General features: G+C 36.9%; 22 protein-coding genes, 2 tRNA genes and 1 pseudogene. 10 read left to right on the top strand and 15 right to left on the bottom strand.

The window, feature by feature from the left end:
- Together M0R16_08250 and M0R16_08245 are read left to right on the top strand one after the other, a co-directional pair.
- Window positions 1-276: transposase (locus M0R16_08250; protein ID MCK9612877.1), on the top strand; the 276-nt coding region annotated here is incomplete at its 5' end.
- A 130-nt stretch (window positions 277-406) separates the two neighbouring features.
- Entirely contained in the window at window positions 407-775 is a 369-nt protein-coding gene (locus tag M0R16_08245; protein MCK9612876.1) for a hypothetical protein, read from the top strand.
- Here the strand turns inward: M0R16_08245 and M0R16_08240 are convergent.
- Complete coding sequence (locus M0R16_08240) at window positions 772-2,322, bottom strand: aromatic amino acid ammonia-lyase (GenBank protein MCK9612875.1); 1,551 nt, start codon at window positions 2,320-2,322, stop codon at window positions 772-774. The two genes, M0R16_08245 and M0R16_08240, sit on opposite strands and share 4 nt — an antisense overlap.
- Window positions 2,323-2,418: 96 nt before the next feature.
- The gene (locus tag M0R16_08235) at window positions 2,419-4,353 is read right to left on the bottom strand and encodes a gliding motility-associated C-terminal domain-containing protein (GenBank protein ID MCK9612874.1); all 1,935 of its coding nucleotides are present in this window, start codon (window positions 4,351-4,353) and stop codon (window positions 2,419-2,421) included.
- 128 nt (window positions 4,354-4,481) lie between these two features.
- Here M0R16_08235 and M0R16_08230 point away from each other — a divergent pair, with 128 nt between their 5' ends.
- The 3 genes from M0R16_08230 to M0R16_08220 are packed head-to-tail and all read left to right on the top strand — an operon-like array spanning window position 4,482 to window position 6,595.
- Window positions 4,482-5,156 carry a lysoplasmalogenase gene (locus M0R16_08230; GenBank protein MCK9612873.1) on the top strand — a complete coding sequence of 225 codons (675 nt, stop codon included), beginning with the start codon at window positions 4,482-4,484 and terminating at the stop codon, window positions 5,154-5,156.
- A 3-nt stretch (window positions 5,157-5,159) separates the two neighbouring features.
- Window positions 5,160-6,101 (top strand): lysophospholipase, encoded by a 942-nt coding sequence (locus tag M0R16_08225; protein ID MCK9612872.1) that lies wholly within the window; start codon window positions 5,160-5,162, stop codon window positions 6,099-6,101.
- A 2-nt stretch (window positions 6,102-6,103) separates the two neighbouring features.
- Window positions 6,104-6,595 carry an HAD family hydrolase gene (locus tag M0R16_08220; protein ID MCK9612871.1) on the top strand — a complete coding sequence of 164 codons (492 nt, stop codon included), beginning with the start codon at window positions 6,104-6,106 and terminating at the stop codon, window positions 6,593-6,595.
- Window positions 6,596-6,755: 160 nt separating this feature from the next.
- Here M0R16_08220 and M0R16_08215 read toward each other — a convergent pair whose 3' ends face one another.
- The 11 genes and pseudogenes from M0R16_08215 to M0R16_08165 form a co-directional block, all read right to left on the bottom strand.
- The gene (locus M0R16_08215; protein ID MCK9612870.1) at window positions 6,756-7,640 is read right to left on the bottom strand and encodes a hypothetical protein; all 885 of its coding nucleotides are present in this window, start codon (window positions 7,638-7,640) and stop codon (window positions 6,756-6,758) included.
- 5 nt (window positions 7,641-7,645) lie between these two features.
- Window positions 7,646-8,569: pseudogene (locus tag M0R16_08210) on the bottom strand (CHASE2 domain-containing protein).
- A gap of 320 nt (window positions 8,570-8,889) precedes the next feature.
- Complete coding sequence (locus M0R16_08205; GenBank protein MCK9612869.1) at window positions 8,890-9,525, bottom strand: IS4 family transposase; 636 nt, start codon at window positions 9,523-9,525, stop codon at window positions 8,890-8,892.
- Window positions 9,526-9,666: 141 nt separating this feature from the next.
- Window positions 9,667-9,750: transfer RNA gene (locus M0R16_08200), tRNA-Leu, on the bottom strand.
- A gap of 26 nt (window positions 9,751-9,776) precedes the next feature.
- Window positions 9,777-9,860, bottom strand: a tRNA-Leu gene (locus M0R16_08195).
- A gap of 48 nt (window positions 9,861-9,908) precedes the next feature.
- The gene (locus M0R16_08190) at window positions 9,909-11,126 is read right to left on the bottom strand and encodes a DEAD/DEAH box helicase (GenBank protein MCK9612868.1); all 1,218 of its coding nucleotides are present in this window, start codon (window positions 11,124-11,126) and stop codon (window positions 9,909-9,911) included.
- A gap of 35 nt (window positions 11,127-11,161) precedes the next feature.
- Window positions 11,162-11,587, bottom strand: a complete 426-nt coding sequence (locus M0R16_08185; protein MCK9612867.1) for a pyridoxamine 5'-phosphate oxidase family protein — start codon at window positions 11,585-11,587, stop codon at window positions 11,162-11,164.
- On the bottom strand, window positions 11,581-12,519 hold the full coding sequence (locus tag M0R16_08180) for a hypothetical protein (GenBank protein ID MCK9612866.1): 939 nt from the start codon (window positions 12,517-12,519) through the stop codon (window positions 11,581-11,583). Before M0R16_08180 ends, M0R16_08185 begins: the two co-directional genes overlap by 7 nt.
- Window positions 12,520-12,530: 11 nt before the next feature.
- Window positions 12,531-13,286, bottom strand: coding sequence for a menaquinone biosynthesis protein (locus tag M0R16_08175; protein ID MCK9612865.1), 756 nt, complete (start codon window positions 13,284-13,286; stop codon window positions 12,531-12,533).
- Between the two features lie 141 nt (window positions 13,287-13,427).
- On the bottom strand, window positions 13,428-13,976 hold the full coding sequence (locus M0R16_08170) for a GreA/GreB family elongation factor (GenBank protein ID MCK9612864.1): 549 nt from the start codon (window positions 13,974-13,976) through the stop codon (window positions 13,428-13,430).
- Between the two features lie 623 nt (window positions 13,977-14,599).
- Window positions 14,600-15,631, bottom strand: coding sequence for a bile acid:sodium symporter (locus M0R16_08165; protein ID MCK9612863.1), 1,032 nt, complete (start codon window positions 15,629-15,631; stop codon window positions 14,600-14,602).
- A gap of 76 nt (window positions 15,632-15,707) precedes the next feature.
- Between M0R16_08165 and M0R16_08160 the strand changes: the two genes are divergently transcribed.
- Window positions 15,708-16,769 (top strand): endonuclease, encoded by a 1,062-nt coding sequence (locus tag M0R16_08160; GenBank protein ID MCK9612862.1) that lies wholly within the window; start codon window positions 15,708-15,710, stop codon window positions 16,767-16,769.
- A 32-nt stretch (window positions 16,770-16,801) separates the two neighbouring features.
- Here M0R16_08160 and M0R16_08155 read toward each other — a convergent pair whose 3' ends face one another.
- Both M0R16_08155 and M0R16_08150 read right to left on the bottom strand, forming a co-directional pair.
- Window positions 16,802-17,791: an MlaD family protein gene (locus M0R16_08155; protein MCK9612861.1), complete on the bottom strand. Its 990-nt coding sequence runs from the start codon at window positions 17,789-17,791 to the stop codon at window positions 16,802-16,804.
- A gap of 33 nt (window positions 17,792-17,824) precedes the next feature.
- A complete protein-coding gene (locus M0R16_08150; GenBank protein ID MCK9612860.1) occupies window positions 17,825-18,991 on the bottom strand; it encodes an N-acetylmuramoyl-L-alanine amidase in 1,167 nt (388 codons plus the stop codon).
- 59 nt (window positions 18,992-19,050) lie between these two features.
- Here M0R16_08150 and M0R16_08145 point away from each other — a divergent pair, with 59 nt between their 5' ends.
- The 4 genes from M0R16_08145 to M0R16_08130 all read left to right on the top strand — a co-directional run bounded on the left by M0R16_08145 (window position 19,051) and on the right by M0R16_08130 (window position 24,267).
- Window positions 19,051-21,648, top strand: coding sequence for a hypothetical protein (locus M0R16_08145; GenBank protein MCK9612859.1), 2,598 nt, complete (start codon window positions 19,051-19,053; stop codon window positions 21,646-21,648).
- A 12-nt stretch (window positions 21,649-21,660) separates the two neighbouring features.
- Complete coding sequence (locus M0R16_08140) at window positions 21,661-22,527, top strand: DUF3822 family protein (protein ID MCK9612858.1); 867 nt, start codon at window positions 21,661-21,663, stop codon at window positions 22,525-22,527.
- Window positions 22,515-23,054 (top strand): 16S rRNA (guanine(966)-N(2))-methyltransferase RsmD, encoded by a 540-nt coding sequence (gene rsmD / locus M0R16_08135; protein MCK9612857.1) that lies wholly within the window; start codon window positions 22,515-22,517, stop codon window positions 23,052-23,054. The genes M0R16_08140 and rsmD overlap by 13 nt, the downstream gene beginning before the upstream one ends.
- Before the next feature lie 88 nt (window positions 23,055-23,142).
- A complete protein-coding gene (locus M0R16_08130; GenBank protein ID MCK9612856.1) occupies window positions 23,143-24,267 on the top strand; it encodes a T9SS type A sorting domain-containing protein in 1,125 nt (374 codons plus the stop codon).
- The last annotated feature ends 17 nt before the right edge of the window (window positions 24,268-24,284 follow it).

The raw sequence follows: 24,284 nt of genomic DNA, 5'->3' as shown, positions 1-24,284 counted from the left end.
GGATTAAACAATTTTGTTTTGTTAGGAGATAAAGGCTACTTGTCAAAAACGCATCAATTAGATTTATTCACTTCCTGTAATATTAACCTTGCAACTCCCAATAGAAACAACCAGCATATCAAAGAACACTATCCATTTATTTTTAAACGATTCAGAAAAAGAATAGAAACTATTTTCTCTCAGCTCTGCGATCAGTTTATGCTTAAACGTAATTATGTTAAATCGTTCGCTGGACTCACTATTCGGATCCTTTCTAAAATCGCTGCTCTTACATGATTACAATTTATTAATTTTCAAAACAATAAACCCATTAATCATCTTAAATTTGCTCTCGCATGTTAATAGCACAACGGGTTTAAACTATTTATGTTATAAAAAAATCATTTCTTCCTTAACCCTTATCATTTTGATTTTATTTGCCGGTTCAGCAATAGCTCAGCAAACTTCCGCATCAAGTTTACCAACACTGGCAGGAGCTAAAGCATTGATTAACGGAACGAACGGTGGTGAAATCACCATCTCCGAACTGAATGAAGCTACCATCAGCATTGACATTCCGGGCTATAATATTACCTCATTTACAGTAACACTTAATGTAGGTGATGACCTTTGCAATGTAGTGCAAACAGAAGGCAACACCTTGAATAAAAGGCAAACTACCCTGGTTGACAAACAAAACGCCGGAGATAAAGTATATGTTGAAGATATAGTTTGTAAAAATCAACAAGGGCAGGAATTTACGGTATCGTCAATAACCCTGAAAATAAAAAACTAAGGCAATTTAATATCCGGCCTCAGGCGGAAGTTTTGCATAAACTTTCGTATTGCCTTGATGTCTTTTGATTTGGTGCTGTCTTCAGCAAAAGCCGGCACAATTTCTCTGAGTTTATTGTAAATATGCCTGCTGAAACCCGAAAGCCTTTCCTGATATTTCAGATAATCCACGGCCTGTATTAATGTTATCAGTTCGATAGCAAGGACATCATAAGTATTGCCAATCACACGTTTGGCTATCCACGCCGAATTGGTTCCCATGCTCACAATATCCTGATTGTCGTTGTTGCATGAAATACTGTGCACATAATTTGGAAATGAAAGTGTCTGATTTTCTGCCACGCTTGAAGTAGCCGTAAATTGAACACCCTGCATCCCGAAATTCAACCCCAATGTGCCCAGGTTGACAAAGGGCGGAAGCAGCTCGTTGAGGCGGGGGTTCAGCAAATAATTCAGCTGGCGCTCGGCAAGCATGGAAAGTTTTGTGATAACCGTTTTTATTTTATCCATTTCCAGCGAAACATAATCCCCGTGGAAATTTCCACCATGAAAAATGTTTTCGTTTTCCATGTCAATCACGGGATTGTCATTCACTGAATTAAATTCATACACCAGAATTTCTTCGCTGTTTACCAGGGTGTCGTACACAGGCCCAAGTATCTGCGGCACACAACGCAACGAATAATACTCCTGCACCTTATCCGCAAGTATTTCTTCCTTAAACTCCCTGCCGTAAAGATGCTCCTGGCGTTTGCGTATCAGCTTGCTGTCGGAAAGGACATTCCTCATATAACCGGCAATTTTTTCCTGGCCTTTGTGGCGCTTCACCTTATTCAGTTCCTCAGAATAATGGTCGTCAAACGAACATACTATTTCATTGATAAGGCATGAAGCAAACACTGACCAGTTCATCAGGTTGTATGCGTTCATAAGGTTTATCACACCGATTCCCGTCATAACAGAAGTGCCGTTTATCAATGACAAACCTTCCCTGATATGCATAGATACGGGTTTGATTTTTTCAGCCGCAAAAACTTCATGTGTAGACATGATTTTACCTTTATACCAGACGTCTCCTTCTCCGATAAGCATCAATGCAAGGTGCGCTAATTGAACCAGATCACCGCTGGCTCCAACACCACCATGTTCGGGAATGACTGGAGAAATATTTCTGTTAATCAGTAAAGTAAGCAGTTCGATTACTTCAGGGTGTATGCCTGAATATCCACGAAGCTGGGTATTAAGGCGCGACAACATAGCCGCTTTGGCATATTTGTCAGGCAAAGGCTCTCCACATCCGGAGCAATGGCTGCGTATAGCATTATACTGCAACTTCTGGCGGTTTTCTTTTTCTATCTTATACGGAGCCATGGGTCCTAAACCGGTGTTAATGCCGTATATCACCTTATCCTCGCTGAATTCTTTAAGAAAATCATGACAGTCGCTGACTTTTTTCAATGATTCTTCGCTAACGTTTATTTCTTCTTTGTGAAAAACAATACGGTATATTTCTTCCAGCGTGAGATCATGTGAACCTAGTGTAATCATACTTCCGAATATTAAGTTTTAAGGGTTTGTTCTAAGCGAAAACATCTGCAAATTTCGTAAAAAAACGCTTACAAGCAATTTTTTATTTAAAAGACTTTACTTTATAATGGTGAGTGAACCTTTCATGGCTTTCGGGGTTCTGATTATGCCCGCCCTGTCTTCTGTATAAAAAACCACCCAATTGTACACACTTTCTTCTACTATCTTGCCTTTATATTTACCATCCCATTGCTGATAAATATCTTCTGAATGAAATATTAATTCCCCCCAGCGATTATACAAATAAAATTCATAATCCATTATATTCTGGCCAAGTGCAAAAAAGTAATCATTAATTCCGTCACCATTGGGTGTAAAAGAGTTCGGTATAAATAAAGTTATTTTGTCTAAAACAATTATCATCTTACTTATGGTATCCTTGCAACCCTCCTTGTTAGATATTTGCAAAACAACTTTGTATTTCCCTGTATCAGCATAAGTATGAAATGCATCTTTACCATCACTGCCGGTGCCATCCCCAAAATTCCAGTGCCAGTCATTTATCACTCCAAAAGACCAATCCTCAAAACGAAAGGAAGGATTATCAATGGTTGTTACCGGGGGATAGGTTTTAAAATCGGCTTCCGGCCCGGGAATAAGAGGAATATTGAAAGGAACTAACACTTGGCAAAGGCTGTCGGTAACTGTCAAGGAATAATTTCCTTCGTTCAGGCAAGACACAGCAGTTCCATAAATAGAATCGGAAACACTCCAATGATATTGGTAAGGAGGAAAACCACCTAATACCACTACAGATGCAGCTCCTGTTTGTTTATGACAGGTATCGGGATAAATATATTCAAAAAAAACAATAGGCGGCGGAGTATTTGTTATTTCTGCCTGCGCTGTGGCTGTGCATCCGTTAATATCTGTTACCAATACTGAATAATTTCCGGCATGTACACCTGTAAGGTTTTGGCTGTTTTGATTAGACGGAGTCCACAAATAAGAATAAGGAGGGCTGCCTGCTATGGCATGAATGTATATAGCGCCATTGGAATAACTGCACATTTCATTAAGCACACTGTCAATAAATACTTCCGGGTTTGAAGTACCTGTCACAGTTATTGTATCGTAAACAATAAAACAATCGTAAGCATCTACAACCTGAACTATGTACGTACCGGGAGCCAGTCCTTCAATAGTTGGCGAATGCAACCCTGCCGGCTGTAACCAATTGATGGTGTATGGCCCTGTATGCCCGTCCTGTATATAAATAGTGATACTTCCGTCATTTCCCTGGCAACCGGTATTTTGAACGCTAAAGGTAAGTATTGGCGGTCCTGTGCAATTGCTGTTACATACGTGAGGTGTTGGTATCTGCGGGCCAGAAGCCCATTCATCTGAGCCATCATAGGTACGCTGAAACGAAACATTCGTACCTGACTGGCATGCTCCAAGAAATTCAATGTCAGGAATGTTTCGTGCTGCTGCAAGTGATTGTGTTCCGCTACATGAAGTTTGAGTAACCACATTTTGCTGATACTCCGGTTGGAAATTAATATTTGACGGGTTGCCATAAGCATCCCAGTAAACCGCATCGATAACGCTGCCGTCAGGAGCATACAATGCCAACCAACCATATTCATCGCGCAGAAACCATCTGGTTGGGTCACCATCAAGATATTGAACACCGAAAGAATTCTGCCGGTAATAGTTCAGGTTGAAATCCAGTAAGGGCACCTGCGAATTATTGCCTCCCACAATAATGAAACCTAAAGGAGGAATCACAGTGCCAGCCGGAAATGTGAAAGCTCCCCAATTCGGAGTAGTACCGGTGGTTGTTTGCTGAAGCATATTCCCTGCAAGTGTGTAACAACTGATATCGGCACTATTGCAAGGGTGATCATTATATAATTCAATCCATTCTCGGTTATAAGGCGGCTGCTCATCAACCATGATATTATACAAAGAATTAGCATTTATTGTAGAGCCATAAATACCGGGTGCAGGGCTGGTACATATCTCGTTGATGACAACAAACTGTGCCATGACTGTTGATAAAGATATTCTGAGAAAAATGCAGAAAATTACTAAAGGAAATAATTTTTTCAGCATTGGCGCATGAATATTGAATACAAATTTATAATTTTAGCAAATATTAAGGATGAATCTTTTTCATGATATTTTCTGATTACAAAGTAGTAATAAATCTTATACTGCTTTTTATTTTCATTTGTGTAGCCATAGGCAACATACTGGGCTGTGGATTACATAAAATCAAATGGGTGCATATCACAAAACCTTTACTTATGCCCCTATTGCTCATTTATTACCTCTTAAACGCCCCCCAGGCGGAGAGTTATCTTATCATAGCATTAATATTTGCTTTTCTTGGAGATGTTTTTCTTTTATGGCCTCATAAAAAAGCATTTTTCACTTTCGGGCTGGTGTTTTTTCTTGCCATGCAGGTGTTATACCTGATTTTTATCATCACCCATCAGATTGACTTCAGCAAGTCAAACCAGCTTATGATATGGGCTGCAATATTATTCATGATATTGGCATTCATTATCTATGCAAAACTATTTAAACACCTACGTAAAATGAAAATCCCTTTACTGGTGTATACGTTAGTGATTATCGCCGTGGCTTATTTTTGCTTTCTCAATTTTGCAGCAACAATGAATGTAGTTTTTGCACTACAATTTGCCGGAGCTGTATTTTTTATAATTTCCGACACAATTCTTGCTTTCGACAGCTTCAAAAAACCTCTGCACTTTGCTAATGTATGGATAATGTCTACCTACATCACAGCACAACTTTTACTTTTTATAGGATTTATGAATTCATAGAAAATGGAGCAAAATAATTTCACAATAAGTAGCGAAGACAATATACAATTATTTGTTTATTCGTGGCTACCTGATGACATGACGAGTGTAAAAGGTGTTTTTCAGATAGTGCACGGCAAAGCCGAACATGCCGGGCGTTATCATGATTTTGCCTCTTATCTTACAAATCATAGCTTCGCTGTTTTTGCCGGCGACCTCCGCGGACACGGAAAAACCGCAGGTAACGTTGAAAACACCGGCTTTATTGCTAAAAAAAATGGATGGAAATTGATTCTCAGCGACCTGTTAGTTATCAACAATCATATTCAAAACGCTTACCCCGGGAAGCCTCTGATATTGCTCGGGCATAGTATGGGTTCCTTTTACAGCCGTGCTTATACTGACTTGCATCCCGATACTGTATCGGCAGTTATTTTATCAGGCACAGCATGGCAACCCTTATGGCTGCTTAACTTTGGTTTGCTCGTTGCCAAACTTCAAATTATTTTCAAAGGCCACAGAAACCGCAGCCGGCTGCTGGAGTTTTTATCTACAGGAAAACTGAATAACAGGTTCAAGCCCGTACAAACCCCATTCGACTGGTTATGCAGCAACCCTGAAACCTGTAAAAAATACAAATCTGACCCTTATTGTGGTTATGACTGTACCTCATCTCTTTTCACAGATTTGTTTCATGTTCTGAAATACATTCAAAAGCCGTCTTTATACTCAAAAACACAAAAAAACATTCCCATACTGATTTTTTCAGGGGCTATGGACGGTGTGGGAGATTTTTCAAAAGGACCGATAAAATTCAGTAACTTCCTGAAAGAAAAAAATTTCTCAAATGTTACATTGAAACTATATCCTGATGGAAGGCACGAGATGCTGAACGAAAAAAACAAAGAAGAAGTTTATTCTGATGTTGTTACGTGGACAGACACAAACATATCTTCGCACAAATAAACATGATACAAGCATTAGTTTTCGATTGGGGAGATACCATCATGCGCGACTTCCCTGAGAAGCCCGGCCCCATGTATTTATGGGATAAGGTGGAATGGGTACCCGGAGCAGAAGAAGCACTAAAATCTCTTTACAAAAAATACATTATGATTATTGCCACCAATGCCGGAGCATCCAATACTCAGGATATGATAAAAGCTTTGCAAAGGCTGGGGGCCGATAAATATTTTAATTATTTTTTTTCATCAAAAGATTTAGGTTATAGCAAACCTGATGTGCGTTTTTTCAAATCGATTTCTAAAAAAACAGGAATTGCTCCGGAAAAGTGTATTATGATTGGCAATGTTTATGAAAAAGATATTATCGGAGCTAAAAAATCAGGTATGAAGACTGTTTTTTTTAATGAACTTATAATTAAAAGAGATTTTCCAAAGGCAGACAAGATTATTAATAATTTGAATGAACTAGTTTATTCTATAGATTACTTCTGCTAAAATAAACTGACATTATTTTATAAATGTCAGTTGATTTCCTAATTATCAGTTTTTACATAACATATACCTTTTTATATACTAAATATAAAAGGTGTTGAGTTTGCCTGAAATTAATAGTATAATAAACTGCCCTGATATAAGTGTAAAACTTGCAATAGCTTTACAACCCTGATTGTAACATAAACTGTGAAAATTTGCCTTTAAGAATTTCGTTCGAAGAGTATTTTAAAATCGTGGATTGATATAATTCAAGAGCTTCAATATATAAATGATTTTGTTCATAGAATTGGCATAAAAAAATAGCATTGTAGTCTTCTCCGTAATTTAAAGAATTCCTAAAATCACTTAACCTGGCATTTAATTCGTTATAATTTTCAGGAGAACAAATTTCAAACGAATATCTATCGATATCATCAATAAGGTTTTGGTCATGAGTGACTAACCAGGTATAATTCTCACCTGATTTCATTCCACTGGATAAAAGAAATATGGTAACAGAAGTGTCGTTTGTTAAGATTTTGATTACTTCTTTGTTATCCTTGTCTAAGATTATGAAAAACACAGGTTTGTTTTCTGCAATTTTTTGCCAGCAAAAAGTAACAGATGGATTTATTATCAGGCTCGAATCCAAGGGCAGAAGAAGATATTCGTTATCGCTCCTGCCTCTCGAAACTACGCCTTTACCTTTGTTAATTTCTTCATCATGTCCTTTCAAAATTTCCTTTTTGCAGTACTCCAGAAAGTAAGAAGTCACTTTTGGTTTGGCATCATCGGCAAGTTGGTTCAATTTTGAAAAATTATAGATACCTGATGTTTTTACAGTTACAGGTACTCCATCGTTTTGCCTGAAAAGTATCACAGAGGCATTTTCTTTTACTACCAAAATATGGGGGTATTCTATCACATCTTTTCTGACAAGTTGTTTTTCTGTTTTACTGGTTTTTGTATATGCGAATCCGCTTACATCAAACACAAAAAATCCCTGAGCTATAAGCTGGTTAAAAAAAATCAGGAAGCTGATGAGAAAAAATATTCGTTTTAGCATATTTATCAATGTTTTGAAAAATGAGACTTAATTTTAGTTTTCTTTTTCAGGTAGGCAATAATGCCTTCATAAAAATACAAAATGTCAACTGAAAGAATTATTGCAACAATAGCCGGCAGCATATCTATCTTGTAATTATAATATTGAAAAACAAGAAACTCAATCCACAACAGTAATACTGACGTGGTAAGCTGAATGATCTTTGCAACGAGGTGCATCCATTTTGTTTTTTCATTAAAGTAAAATGCAAAAATTATCATGTGCAGGTAACACAGAATAAAGGCCAGCACCCATGCCAGCCAGGGAGACATTATTTTTATATAATCGTCAGCAAGCATTATCGATAGTATGTTGGCGTGAATATAAACCCCATACATATCCGGGTATGATTTCCCGCTGACCTCCGGATTCATAGGTGTGAAATGTGCATCTTCAAGGTCAACGACTTCGCCAAAAGAGGAGCCAGCATATCCCATTAAAATAATTTTATCTTTTAAAAGGCTTAAATCGCTGTTAGTGTCAAAAATTTCTGCAGGGGTATAAGTTCTAAATTTGTCGTGACCGCCTCTGAAATGAATGAACTCGGTTTGTTTTTTACGAGCTGTGAGATTTTTTAATTTATCCGTATCGGCGAAAGATAATATCCTTGCAGTAAAAGAAGTGTCAGTATTACCTTTTTTGTCTGTAAAAGGGCAAAAGCTCCTTGTAGTTGAAGAGCTGTTTTCACCATTAAAATTGATATAACCTTTTGCATACTTACCAAAGTATTAAGCCATGCCGTTGCCATTAATATCACTTGCAACAACAAGGCAAGAGGTTTGCTTGAGGGCTTGTTTTAAAACAGAATCAGATTTTTTTTCTTTTTGTTCAGCAATAAAAATATCAAACCCGATAATTTTCGGACTTTGTTCGTTTATTTTTTGTAACATCAAACCGATAGAATCCCTTTTTAAATGTCCTACGTTAACCACGACAATATTTGTATCCAGCGTTCCCTGATGGGTTCTGATTTTCGAATAATAAATATTCATAAAATCAAAGTCTTTAAAGGCCTTTACAAAGGGATTGAATGCTGAGATGTTAATTACCAGCAAACCCAACAGGCCTATTACAATAAATGTAAATATTGTTGCCAGCAGCGTATCTTTACTGAAAACGTATTTTTTCATAGAAAATAACTTCAGGTTTATATTTTATAAAGTAGGAGCAAATAAAGTAAATATTTCAATACAATAGCGTCCACTTTAAACTAAAAGAGCTTCAGTTGATTATAATTTAGTTCTTTGACATCTTGGTAATTTTGATTTGTAAACAGCTCAATAATAGGTGTTTTGTCAATTAATGAGAAGCTTAATATCTGTAATATTTCGTAAATTGATTTTTCAAGATTTAGTTTACTTTTTATTATTGCCACCAGAGTGTATGTAATGATTGCAATATAGATTTGAATCTTGACAGCATTTTCTGTTGTACCCCAAAAAGATTTTATTTTGAGATGCTGCTTAATCCATCTGAAAAAAATTTCTACATTCCATCGATAGCGATACAACAATGCAATGTCAGTAGAGATAAGCTCCATGTTGTTTGTAAGTACAACAATGTATTTTTTGTTTTCTTCATCGTAGAATTTGACTCTGCGTAGCTTTTCAGGATAATTCTTCAAAGAATAGAACCCAGTCAGTCTTCCAATTTGATCTGAGCAAACAATGGATTGCTTGTTCACGGGAGAGGAATACATTCTTTTGAATTTTAAACTATTTTTTGCTCGCACGATGAAGAAAACCTTTTCTCGATGAATTTTATTCAATCGATAAAAATCAACATAAGCTCTATCGAATATGTAGAAGCCACCTTTTTCATAATCAAGAAAATCAAGCGCATTCACATCATGAGTGAGAGCATCAGTAATATTGCATAATACATAAAAAAACAGCCATTAAACTGAAATGTTTCTGCAATGTTTATGCAGTGCAAAAAAAAATCCTTTGAAACCCTACAGTAACAAAGGAAATTCTTTTTTTTATTGTGCCCGGAACAGGACTCGAACCTGCACATCCTTGCGAATACTAGTCCCTGAAACTAGCGCGTCTACCAATTCCGCCATCCGGGCTTTGCAGTAAGCAGTTAACTGTGAAGTGCCCAGGACAAGACTCGAACTTGCACACCCGTACGGGCACCAGCCCCTCAAGCTGGCGTGTCTACCAATTTCACCACCTGGGCAAAGCGGGGGCAAAGGTAATAAAAAATAAATTTCTACCAAGAAATACTTTACATTTTTCGTTTTTTGCTTCCCGTGCGGCTGTGTATGTGAGATTTTTTTTGTCCGAAATGTTTCAATGGCTGGTATTCAGGTGTTTCTCCGTATTGTCCGGGGACCTTAGCTTTGTGCACTTCATTGCCGAGAAGTTTTTCAATTAAAGAAAATTTTTGCTGTTCCTCGGGGCTGATAAGCGTTACAGCTATACCGTCTGCATCAGCACGGGCAGTTCGCCCAATGCGGTGTATGTAATCCTCTCCGTCGTGAGGTACATCAAAATTTATCACCATGTCAATATCTTCGACATCAATACCGCGTGACAATATGTCGGTAGCTACGAGAATATGCAGCTTACGGTTGCGAAAATCCAGAAGCACCTGCTCCCGTTCTTTTTGTTCCAGATCCGAATGAATATCTTCCACCTGCAGACCTTTTTGTTTCAACTCTCTGCTGAGTTGTTTAGCGCTGATTTTCGTTGAACAAAAAATCAGCACGGTTTTCGTTTTTGATGCACCGAGCAGATGCTTGACCATGGAAATTTTCTGATGGCCATACACGACATAAGCCAGTTGCAGGACATTTTCAGAAGGTTTGGCAAGGGCGATGTTTATCTCAGTAGGGTTGACAAGTATTTTCCTGGCGAGTATGCGTATCTCATCCGGCATGGTGGCTGAAAACATCAGATTCTGACGCTCTTTAGGGATATAGGAAATGATTTGCATAATGTCATCATAGAATCCCATATCGAGCATGCGGTCTGCTTCGTCGAGGATAAGCGTCTTCAGTTCATTAAGATTGACATACCCCTGATTTAAGTGCGCTATCATACGTCCCGGAGTACAAATAATAACATCTGTACCTTCTGTGAAAGAGGTTTTCTCCCTGTCAAATGAAAAACCATCGGTGCCGCCGTACACAGCCAAAGAACTTACTTCAGTAAAATAGGAAAACCCTTCCATCTGCTGATCAATTTGCATGGCAAGTTCGCGTGTGGGGACAATTATCAGGGCTTTTATACAGTCTCTTTTACCTGAGATTAATATTTTGTGTATTAAAGGCAGCAGAAAAGCTGCTGTTTTTCCTGTTCCTGTTTGTGCGGAGCCTATCATGTCCCTTCCCTGCATGATAAGAGGGATGGCTTTTTCTTGTATGGGAGTGGGTTGCTCATAACCCATGCTGTCAATGGCATCCAGAAGGCGTCTATCGAATCCGAATTCCTGAAAGTTCAATCTTGTAAATTTATTGCAAAAGTAGGTAATAAAATCTATTCAAACAGTGTGATGTAACGCTTGCGTGCCAGGGGCATATCAAGGCTCCAGCAGGTGGCTTTGCATTCGTAGATACGGAATAACCCCATGATGTCGTAACCTACCGCTTCTATCCACGAAAGCATAAATGGGCGTGAACTGACGATTTCCTGTTTCAAAGAGATTTCTTCATCTATTTCTATGGCAGTGCCTGTAATACGCACCTGTGTGTTTTCGCTGTAAAAGCAAAGCTCCACCTTTGGATTGGCAATAAGTTGTTTGTAAAAGTCTTTATTTTTTCCCGTAGTGAAAACAATACCTTTATCATCGGTTTTGTGCATCATGATACCGCGTACTCTCGGCTGTTCTTTATCAATGGTTGCAATAAAAAACAAAGGGTAAAGGCGCATAAAATCCAATATTTCTTCTTTAGAGCTTACCATAGTTGTCGAAATTTTTTTAAGCTGTAAATTTTAAAATCTCCTTCAATAAATTTCCCCATACGGTACAAGCTTTCTCCTGCACCACATTCTATGAAACTAGTAATGCCGTTTTTTAACATAAAACTAAATGTTTTATACCAATCGAAACTCTGCTGCAGGTTGTTTACCAGCTCTGAAGCCACTTCTTTTTCGGTACTGATGATTTGCTGGTTAATGCTTGACACATAGGTAAGGCCGCAGCCGGCAATTTTCAGTTCTTTAATCTTCTTTTCAAATTCCTGAGCTGCTTTTTTCATAAACCGGGTATGGTAGGGATGAGCTACGGGCAGCATGCGTGTTTGCATGGCGCCTGTGGCAGTGGCTTCTTTAAGAATGCTTTCAAGTGCTGTGTGTCTGCCTGAAAGCAAAAATGAAAATTCGCTGTTTTGGTTTATGATAAACACATTTTCTTTAAAAGGCTTGGTGAGTGTGATGATGTCTTGCCTGCCTAACCCTCCAATGGCACACATAGAAAATGCTCCGTCAGGAAGATTGTCTTCAATGATTTCGAAGGCATATTTTATCAGTTTCAGTCCTGTGCCGAAGTCAATAGAACGGCAATGGTATAAAGCTGCATAAATGCCCATGCTGTATGAGGCAACAAAAGAGGAAATTTGCCTGTGTGCATGCAGGATGTCGGAGATGCAGCAACTGATGATATAGGTGATATATTGCGACTTAAGCCGGTTATCAAGAAAATTATATTTTAATATGTCGAATGCACTAAGGTTATTACCAGTGATGCAGGAAGCATTTTCAAGATATGAATGGAAATCTGTGCCTGTACTTTCTATCACAGCTGTTTCAATGCCTAAGTATTCAGGGACAAAAGCAGGAAAGAGGTGTGCGGTTTTTTCATGGCTCAGCTTGCTTGCTTTGCTGTGGTTTGTCATGCACGTTGTTTTTAATCCAAATCGGCGATAAAAGTAAGAAATTTTTGCAAGGAAGTTTTCTTTACCTCATCGAAATGAAAATCAATGTTTTCGCGGAAATATGCTTCCTTGTCAAGCCTTGGGGCACCTTGGTTTTTGTATTTTTTTATAACTTGAGGTATATGCTCAAGGCCGTATTGCAGTGCGGAATTAAACAAGGATATTTCTTTCTCTGAAACATGGTTTCTGCAAATCCATACAGCAAAAACAAAAGGTAGCTTGGTAAAACGTTTCCATTCGGCGGCAAAGTCGGCTTGATAAGAAAAGTGTGAAGAGAGCTCTACGGCTTTGTCACCTATCACTACCAAAGCATCTGTTCCGGCTTGTTTGTAATCTTCAGGAATATTTACATGTTCCCAAGCGGGTTTTATGCCCCAAAAGTTTTTGGCAAGGACTTTAACCAGCAAAACCGAAGTTCCTGATTCAGTATCCAGCCCTACTGATTTAATATCTTCAATTTTTTTATGGCTGAGCAATAAAACGGTTTTTACTTCATTATGTGCTCCAATGCAGTATGGACTTATGATGTTATAATCTTTTAATCCGGGCAAAGCTCCTGAAGGCACTAATGCAATATCTGCTTTCCCGGATTCAAATACCGAAGCACATTGAGCAGGGGGCAGGAGAGCCAGATGGTAATCCTTAAGCAGTGCTGAATGCTCTATTCCGTAAACAAAAGGAAAGGTATTAGTGTATGAAACAGCAGCAATACGAAGTGAATCAGGCATGATAATAATAAATTATGAGGCAAAAATATTTATTTTATTGATTGCTAATGATGCATTTTATTCATGGGCATATTGCATAAAGGTTGATATCTCATTTCTTTGAAAGCCTCCGAAATAAATACTATTTTTTTGTTTTACAAGTCAGGGCTTTCTGATTTTTTTATTTTTTTTCGAAATCAAATTACCTGTTTCATAACAGATATTAATAATTTTAAAAACGCGCTCTTCCCTGGCTAATTTTAAAATGGCAAAATCCCCGGTTTTTTTATTCAACAATACTTTTGCTAAAGGTGATATAAATGAAAGTTTGCCTTTAGAAATATTTGCTTCATCAACGCCAACTATTTGAAAAGTCTGAACCTTATTAGTTGCTTCAGTTTTTAGAGTTACTGTTGCCCCGAATCTTATCTCATTTTTCTGTTGGTCATTTAAATAAACAATTTTTGCTGAATTGATTCTGTTATTCAGTAGGATTAATTTTGCATTTATATAGTTCTTCGCTATCCTTTTTTCATTTTCATTTGAAATGTTCAGATTATCTTTTTCATATATCATTTTTTGTTTTTCTGCTAATAGTTCCTTCATTCCTACCTGAGTCACATAGTTTGTCACTCCTTCTGGCAAATAAGCTCTTGGCGGCACCAGCGGAATATCTTCCTGGTCATCTTCTTTAACAAATCCTCTGCTCATAGTTAAATATTTTAAAAAATTTTCAACCCTGCTTAATAAAAATTGTGCGAATCAAGGTTTAAATGAAAAAGCACAAGGTTATTAATTATCAGATTGTTAGTAAATTATAAAAATAATAATCTTATAATATCCTGATAACCAATATTCTTAGAAGAATATTCCACTAAACCAACTAAGATATGATTATCAAGAATAATGAAGTAAAATTAATAGAAATTTATTTTATCATCTGAGGAAAATTTGAGAAAGATTTAAAATATCATTGTCAACGACACAGTAATAATAGCGAACCAGAAATTACAGATCAAGAAACCATGACGATTTATCTTTATACCATATACAAGGAAGAACGTTTTAAATGTAACCAGATTTATCAGTTTGCTGATAACTATTTGCAGTCGTGTTTTCCTAAACTGCCATCATACGCAGCGTTTAATAATAGAATCAATAGATTATCAGAGACATTTATTCACTTGGTCAGTCCGCTGCTTTTATTTAATTTTTTAACCCTTGATTCGCATGAATAGTTTAAATAAAAAAACATTAAAAAAATCACAAAGAAATTTCATCTACTTGTGTTTTATTAAAGAATAAAACAAAAAAAATTATAATTAAAAAAAATTCTAAACTTTTTTTTCCTTCTTTTTTCTTGCTTCTTTTCTCGCAAATATACTGATAAACAAGAGTTGCAAGGGATGATACATCATAATTGGAAGCAGAATAATACCTATATATGGACTACTGGCAAATAATATTTTAGAAATCACACTTGCGTGTACAAGAGATTTGGTGGAACTGCAAAACATGTGAGTGATGGTGTCGGCATAACTAAATTTAAAAGCCCTGGCAATAAGGTAAGTGATACCATAAACAACATAAAATAAGAAAATGACGGTGGCCATAAGTTCAAGTATTAATAATACAGAATAGCCTTCAAAAACCTTTTGGCTAAATGATTCACAGAAAGAGGTGTATATAATCAGCAATATAACGCTCTGGTCGAAATATCGAAGTTTGGGGCGATTCTTGAATGCCCACTTGCCAAAATGCCTGTTGAGCAGCATACCAAGAATAACAGGAAGCACAACCTGCAAAGTTAATTTTAGCAAAATTGTCCTGTAGTCAACATCTACAGTTGCATTGCTCATGTATAAACCGATGAAGAATGGAGTGAGAAACACGCCTATCAAGGTAGATATGCTTGCATTAAAAATGGCAGCCGTAACATTGCCTTTGGCTATAGAAACCATAACCACTGCAGAGGAAACCGTGGATGGCAGGCATGCCAGAAAAAATATCCCGAGCCAAAGCATCTCTTGCCCCTGACCTCCTGCAATAATTTTTGCGCAAATTACTATTATCGGAAACAAAATAAAGGTTGACAACTGTGTGAACAAATGTAGTTTCCAGTTGCTTAAGCCTTTTACAAGTTTCTGCATATTCAGCCCCAGGCCATAAAAGAAAAATATCAAGGACACTCCATATGTTGCAATGTGCGTTAAGGGTATTGCAGAATCCTTTGCGCCGACTAATGGAAAGAAAAATGCAAGTGTTATCATGGCTGCCAGTGCAATAATGAACCAGTCGAGGCCAAAATACCTTAATACATTGAAAATTATCTTCATGAAAGCTATGATACGTTTCAGTGTAAACAAAAATACGTTTTTTGATTCAGCCGCGCTCAAAGAATTAAAATATAGTAATTTTGCATTATTATCTTAATTAACAAAGATGAAAAAGTTTTTTATTGAAATACTGCTCTTGTCTTTATTATTCATTAATGCATACACACAGCCACCACCCGGGTATTATGACAATGCGGCCGGTTTTTCGGGAAATCCTTTAAAAACTGCTTTGCACAATATTATTAAAAATCATACTGTTATTAACTATTCTGATTTGTGGACAGCTTTTCAGACTACCGATGACAAACCCAATGGCAAGGTATGGGATATTTACTCAGATGTTCCGGGAGGTACACCGCCTTATGAATATACTTTTATTTCCGATCAATGTGGTGGTTACAGCACAGAAGGTGACTGTTACAACAGAGAACACTCTTTTCCTGTAAGCTGGTTTGGTGACACCTCCCCTATGAACAGCGACTTGTTTCAAATTTATCCAACAGATGGCTATGTAAACAACAAAAGAGGGAACCTTCCTTATGGAAATGTGGGTACAAGCAGTTGGACATCCTTAAACGGAAGCAAAACAGGAACATGTAATAACCCTGGCTATTTTGGAACTGTTTTTGAACCTATTGATGAATATAAAGGGGACCTGGCTCGTACATATTTTTATATGGCTGTTCGCTATTATACTGAAGATTCTGGTTGGCCAGGAAGCGATATGGTTACAGGAGCTGAGCCAAAAACCTGGGCTATTAATATGTTATTAAACTGGCATAGCGATGATACGGTTAGCGAGAAAGAAATAAATAGAAACAATGCAATTTACACAATACAAAACAACCGCAACCCTTTTATTGACCATCCCGATTGGGTATTAAGTATATGGGGACCAACAGCAGGCATTGAAAAAATTAAAGAGTCGTTACAGATAAAAACTTTTCCCAACCCTGTAACAGAATATTTTTCAATTTCCTGCAATTGTAATATTATGTTTGACAAAATTGAAATTTACAACACAACGGGAATGTTAATAAAAGAATTAATCAATACAAACGGAAATTATATTAATGTTTCTGGCCTCGATGCTGGAGTGTACACGGTCAAAGCATCTTTACCTTCTGTTAATGCAGTAACTAAGATAATTATTATTCCAAAAAACTAATACCTGTTTTCTAAAAAGGAAGAGCCTTTTTTTTAATCGTTAGGCTTATATTCGTTAGTCTTTTTGCTGGGCCCAAATACTGAGAAATTAAGATACCTGCGAGGATTCAGTTTTATATCTTCAATAAGTTCGTTGAGTTCCTTTGATGAATTATTCAGGTTATTGTAAAGACTATCGTTGTTCACGAGCATACCAAGGCTGCCTTCTCCCCTGTTAATTTTTTCCATAATATCAGAAAATTGTTTCAGAGATTTATCTGCATTATCAATGGCACTCGCAATGTTCGACTTAGCAATGGTATCTGTAATATTGGAAAAATTATTAATAATATTGGTTATTTTATCATTATTGTTTTTGATATTATTAGAAATAGACTCAACACTACGAATGATACTCGCTAAATTTCCACGCTGTGAACTTAGAAGCGTGTCAAGGTTATAAGTAGTGTGTTCTAAATTATTAATGGTAAGCCTGATGCTTTCAAAACTTTGTTCAAGGTTACGGCGTGTATTTTCATTAAATACACTTCTGATAATTACTAATACCGAGTCAATTGAAAGCATTACAGTTTCAAACTTTTGTTTAATGGGCTGAAATTGAACATTTACTTCTTCTGTGAGGGTTGCCTGAACATAAGTGTTAAGGGTGTCTCCATCTTCCGCCATGATAGTTGAATTACCTATCTTTAATTCAATAGCCATGGAAGATAATAAGCCCGAACTATAAAGTTTTGCAACAGAATTTATAGGAACCTGAACATCATTATTGGTAACAGAAAATTCAACTATTATCTTTCCTGAATTATCAGGGTGAACGTAAATATCTTTTACCTGCCCAATTCTGAAACCGTTCAGCAATACGGGATTGGCTTTAACCAAACCGTTAATCTGAGGATAAACGGCATAGAAAACTCTTTCTTTATTGAAAATATCCCTTCCTTTAAGAAAATTAATTCCCCAATAGAGTAGTGCCATTCCCACAATAAAAACAATGGCAATTTTAATTTCCTTTGAAGCTTTCAAAATCTGCTTTTTTGATGCAAATATAAATATTTTTTATTGGTGTAAAAATTTTAATGCCTCAGACGGAGAAATTCTCTTTCCATTTAAAAAAGCCACCACAAAAGCATCTTTAAATCCCTTTTCATGAACTACTTGCTGATAATCAGCGGCTTCTTTGAGGGTTTTAAAATCTCCGCAAGTATATTTATATGTGTTGTTCTGAAGGTAAAATTTAACATCTTTTAACCCTTTGTAATCGGCGGTGATATCATTTCTTCTGTGTGGAGCTGTTAAAAACTGTACACTGAAACAAACAACATTTTCTTTCACCGCTACTGTTTGTGTTTTGAGAGTATCGGTAACAATCTTATTAGTGCCCGTATCTTTTGGGATTGATATCTCAACATTATTAGTCTCTTCGTCATCATTCATTGCTCCTGCAACTCCTTCAACGAGGTATTTGTATTCTTTAAATGACCTGTAAATAGCTGAGGCGATAATATCCTGTCCAGCTTCAGACATAATTAATTCTTCTTCCTGAGGGTTTGAAATAAAACCTATCTCAACAAGTGCCGCCGGCATGTATGTTTTATACAGCACAAGAAAGCCTGCCTGTTTCACGCCACGGTCAATTCTTCCCGCTTTTGTTGTGAATTGTTTTTGTATAAAACTTGCCAGTTTGAGGCTTTGTTCAAGGTAGGCATTTTGATACAAGGAAAATATAATGCTTGCTTCTGTGGAATATGGGTCAAAGCCATCATATTGCTCCGAATAATCTTCTTCAAAAAGGATGGCAGCATTTTCCTTTTTAGCTACTTCCAAATTTGCCTGACTTTTGTTAATGCCCATTACCCATGTTTCAGAACCATGCGCCTCTGGATTTTTTGAAGCATTGCAGTGAATAGATATAAATAAATTAGCTTTATTATCATTGGCAATCTTTGCTCTGTTGTATAGTTCAACAAACACATCTGTTTTCCGGGTATAAACAACATCAATTTCGGGAAAGGACTTTTTAATATAGCCGCCAAGTTTTAGAGCTACCTTAAGAGTGATATCTTTTTCTTTGGATTTTTTTCCAACAGCACCAGGATCCTGACCTCCGTGGCCTGCATCAATGACAATCTTTTTTATTTTAATCACGCTGGTATTGACAGAACTGCTGGAGTTGCCCAAAAACATGAACACCAGTATAACAAAAAATAAATTAATACGTTTCATCTGAGTAATTTATTTTAATTAGTTTTGCCAATAAATAAGGTATTTCCCGCAACAAAATTATGCCCTTTTTTACTGAGAAATTTAGAAATATCAAGAAATTGTTAACGAAATTATTAACGAGGAGTAAATTTGCTGGAACTATTGCTTTCATACCTTTATTTTTATTTTTTTCATCCTTAAAAGCTCAGGACACCATTATAAACATAACGACTGACAGTATCCCCGCAGTATCTGATACTATCAAGAATGATTCCATAAATGATTTACGCAAACAAATTTCGCCCGATGCCATTTCATCAAAGATAGATTATCAGTCTGATGACTCTGTCCGGTTTAATCTCGATAAAAATATGGCATATTTGTTCGGGAAAGCTGTGATTATATATGAAGACATCACACTAAATTCGGATTATGTTGAGATTGACTTCAATACGAATCAGCTCTTTGCTGAGGGTCTTCCCGATTCAACTGGGAAAGAAAACGGGAGGCCTGAATATATTCAGGGAGCCAGCTCATTCACATCCAAAACCATTTCATACAATTTTGACACTAAGAAAGGATTAGTGAAAGATATTTTCACCAACGAAGGCGATAGTTATCTTCATGGGAAAATTGTCAAGCGTTTTCCTGACAACACAGCAAATTTCAAAAATGGTTCTTATACTACCTGCGACCTTGAACATCCTCATTATCAAATACGTTTTGGCAAAGCCCGCATGATACCAGACGATAAGTTTGTCTCCGGCCCTGCTTACATGGAAATTGAAGGTGTTCCAACTCCCCTGGTGCTGCCTTTTGGTTTTTTCCCCAACAAAAAAGGGCGTATATCAGGAATTATTATACCTACATGGGGCGAATCAGCCAACCGTGGTTTCTATTTCGAGCGTGGCGGATATTATTGGGGTATTAATGACTATATTGACCTTACACTGCAGGGCGACATTTATACAAGGGGCAGTTGGGCAGTTTATGCATCATCAAATTATAAAAAACGTTACCGTTACGATGGTCATATTCAGGTTTCTTATGCTGAAAACGTCATAAGTGAAAAATTCTTGCCTGACTACAACAAATACAAAGATTTTTCTATCGAATGGATGCACAAGCAAGATCCAAAAGCAAGGCCCAACAGCAGTTTCTCTGCTCAGGTAAAAGCTGCCAGCAATTCCTTCTATAAATACAATCCATCCTCAACAAGCGATTATCTCTCCAATACTTTTGAATCGAGTGTTGCATATCAGGTAAGCCTCTTCCAGGGGGCTGCAAATGTCTCACTCAATCTGGGAAGTAAACAAAATGTTCAAACCAGAGAATTACAACTCTGGCTTCCCCAGGTAAATTTTTCTGTGAATACCCTATATCCATTCAGGAGAAAAAAACCTGCAGGAGCACTTAAATGGTACGAAAATATAAACATCTCATACAACCTCAATGCGCAAAATTTCATCAACACCATTGACACCGCTTTACTCACTATGGCAACTTTCGACAAGATGCAAAATGGCATTCAGCATACCATACCTATCAGAAGCAATATCAAAATACTGAAACATTTAAACTGGACCAATGCCATCAACATAAATGAACGATGGTATTTTCAGTCAATTCAGAAGCAATGGTATAACGACACAGCAAGTTCTTTTATCAGAAGCGACACAAGCAAACGCTTTTATGCAGTCCATGAGTTCAATTATTCTTCACAGCTCACAACAAAAATTTATGGGATGTATCAGTTTAAGAAGGGTGCGCTTAAAGCAATACGACACGTGTTAACACCTACTTTAGGGTTTGTTTATCATCCTGATTTTGGATCAAAATTTTGGGGGTATTATCGCTATGCTCAGGTTGATTCCTCAGGGAGAATGATTCGTTATTCCATTTTTCAAAATGGAATTTATGGTACGCCCCCTGATGGCCTTTCGGCAAAGCTCACACTTAACCTGAACAATAACCTTGAAATGAAAGTGGCTTCCAAAAAAGATACCGTGAGCGGCACCAAAAAAGTAGTTCTGATTGATTATTTTAATATTGGAACCGGTTATGATTTTGCCAAAGACTCATTACGATGGGACTACCTCTCGCTCAACCTGCGAACCAGGCTTTTTAAACGAGTTGACATTTCCTTCAACGGAGCTTGGGACCCTTATGTTATTGATTCTAATGGCAACCGGCTGAACCAATATGAACTGAAAGTGAACCACCGCTTGTTCAGAAGACAAAATTCCGCATGGATGATAGGATTATCTTATTCTCTTAACGATATGGATTTTCAAAAAAAAGATATAACAGGAGAGAAAAAGCCCATATTTCAAAACAAATGGAATGTTAATCTCAGCCTCAATTTTAGCTATTCCAGCCGTTTCGACTACGCTGATATTAAATACATTCCTGATACAATTCTCACAGCCATGATAAATGGGGAATTCTACATTACACCTAAGTGGAAAGTATCATTTACCACAGGTTACGACTTCATTTCCAAAGAATTCGCCTATACATCTTTTACTATACACCGCGACTTGCATTGCTGGGAGATGTTTATGGAATGGATACCTTACGGATTCAGGAAAAGTTATAATTTTACCATTCGTATTAAGTCCTCTATGCTTAAAGACCTTAAACTGACACGCAAGAGCGACTGGAGAGATAATTTTTAAAATTCAGGGAACATGGAAAGCGAGTTTAATCAGTTGACAATGAAAACCGACGCAGGCTTCAGCACACTCCCCACTGAAAGTTACCAACTCTTGCTGGGATTAAACAAGAACTCTTTTCAAATACTTGTTTTTGACCCTGAAAACAACAAGTTTATTGCTTTTGCACAAAAACAATTTACACCATTGGGCGGTGCTAACCTTTACCACGAAAAATTAAAGAACTTCATTTCAGAAAACACCCTGCTTCATAACACATACAATAATGCGTTTCTAATATGGGAAACGCAGCAAGCCACGCTAGTTCCATCAGCATTATATGAAACAAGCGAGCAAAGTGCGTACCTCCGCTTTAATCAAAACATAAATGAAGGAGATAAAATACTTTGTGATAAAATGAAAAATACTGGCACTTTCAATATTTTTTCTTATCCAGATATTTTATCCAACCTTTCTCTTCCTGGAAAGCTACAGGTACATCACCACGCTTCTTCGTTAATAGAATCAATGCTTATTACAAGCAAATCAGACATAGCACAAAAAATTGTTTATGTCAATGTACATCCTTCTTTTTTTGATATAGTAGTTGTTGAATATAACAAACTGACATTTTATAATACTTTCTCATACAAGACTGCTGAAGACTTTGCATATTTTGTATTATTTGTCTTTAACCAAATGAAATTAAACCCTGAACAACAAGGCATTTATTTTTCGGGTGACATCTTAAGAGATTCGCAACTTTACGATATTTCATTTAAGTACATTCGCAACATTGACTTTGTTAAACCACCTGTGCAAATTTCCAACAGTTATATTTTGCAGGATATTGAACCGCACAGGCTTTATTATCTTTATAGCCGTATTTTATGCGAATTATAAGTGGGTATCTTGGTGGCAGAAAGTTGCATCCGCCTGCAAACCTTCCTGTTAGGCCGACAACCGACCTTGCAAAAGAGAGTCTTTTTAATGTTCTTAATAACCTTATTGATTTTGATAACTTAAAAATCCTTGACCTCTTTGCCGGGACAGGAAGTATTTCATTCGAATTTGTGTCACGGGGCTGTTCTGAAGTAACAGCTATTGACATGAACCACAAATGTGTATCATTTATCATCAGAACGTGCCAGGAACTAAAAATTGAAAACCTGAGAGCATACCGCAACGATGTATTTTCATTTATCAACCACAGCAATAAAAAATTTGATGTGATTTTTGCAGACCCTCCTTATGACCTGAATAACATTCACTCTATACCTGATTTAATTTTTTCAAAAAATCTACTCTTCCCTGATGGGTTGCTCATCATTGAGCACCCGAAAAATATTGATTTTTCTTTACACACGTCTTTTTCCCAGCATCGCAATTATGGCAAGGTTAATTTTAGCTTTTTTAGCAACAAAAATTAACTTAAAAATTTATTGACTTAAGTAATATTTTTTATTATTTTTATGCTTAAAATAATATAACATTTTTATTAACTTAAATTTATTAGTGATGAAAAGAAAATTACTTATTATTTTAATTCTTGTGTTTCCGTTTATAAATGATGTTGAAGCACAGATTACTCTGGGAGCAGGGGATTTTCCTTATGCCGGACTTAGTGTTAAATATTGCGTTGCTGACGACGAATCGGGGACAACTTTAACTCCGCTTATAACAATTGGAACCCCTGGCCCAAATGGAGTATATAATTTAAACGGGGCTGCATCACATATAAATGACACCCTAAATATTAATTATAAAGACCCGGCAAATACCCCCTTTCCATCTTTTCAAACCTCATGCAATGTTGCCATGTTTTGGAAAGCATTTACAATTTTTGGAGATACCAGTGTTTGGCAATGGTCATATTTTAATTCCAGTGCAACCGGAATGACATTAAGCAAAGCCGGAGTAATTATGGATACAAGTTATTTTTCACATCTTACCCACGGCCCCCTGCAATACTTTACTCCAAACTTATCAAATCCTCTTGAAGTTATGAGTGCCAATTACGCATTAGGATTCAACTATAACGACAGCACAAAATCTCACATTTTGCTTACAGGCCCCCCGGCACTCGTAATCGCTTCAAAAGTTATTATTGACCTTGAAGTTGATGGATGGGGCACATTAACAACACCTAACGGAACCTATGATGTACTGAGAGTAAAACAAACCCGCACACAGGCTGAAGCCTTTATTCCACCGGCTGATACCAATACCAATTTTGATTACGCTGATTTTGCATATACTTATCAGTATCTTTATTATGCAAAAGGAATTGGCTCACCTATAGCAGAAGTAAATATGAACTCTGCCTTCACGAGTGTAATTAAAGTTAAATACGCAACAACACTTCCGGCGGGTATATGTAAATTATCGGAAACGAACGAATTGAGTATTTGCCCAAACCCTGCATCTGAGCTGGTAAGAATCGGTTTTGACCTGAAAGAAGGGAGACCTTTATCATTTATTATTACGGATATCACTGGAAAAAAAGTGATGGAGAAAAACGAACTTTCATTAAGCAGCATAAATACAATTGAAATTGACATATCAGGCCTGCAAAAAGGAGCATATCTTATAAAAATTCTAACTGAAGGTAAATCCCTTGCTTCAAAGTTTATTAAAATGTAAAATGCATTTTGGAAAAA

The organism is Bacteroidales bacterium (assembly GCA_023228145.1).
Lineage (GTDB): Bacteria > Bacteroidota > Bacteroidia > Bacteroidales > CAIWKO01 > CAIWKO01.
This window is presented reverse-complemented; position numbering and strand designations above follow the sequence as displayed.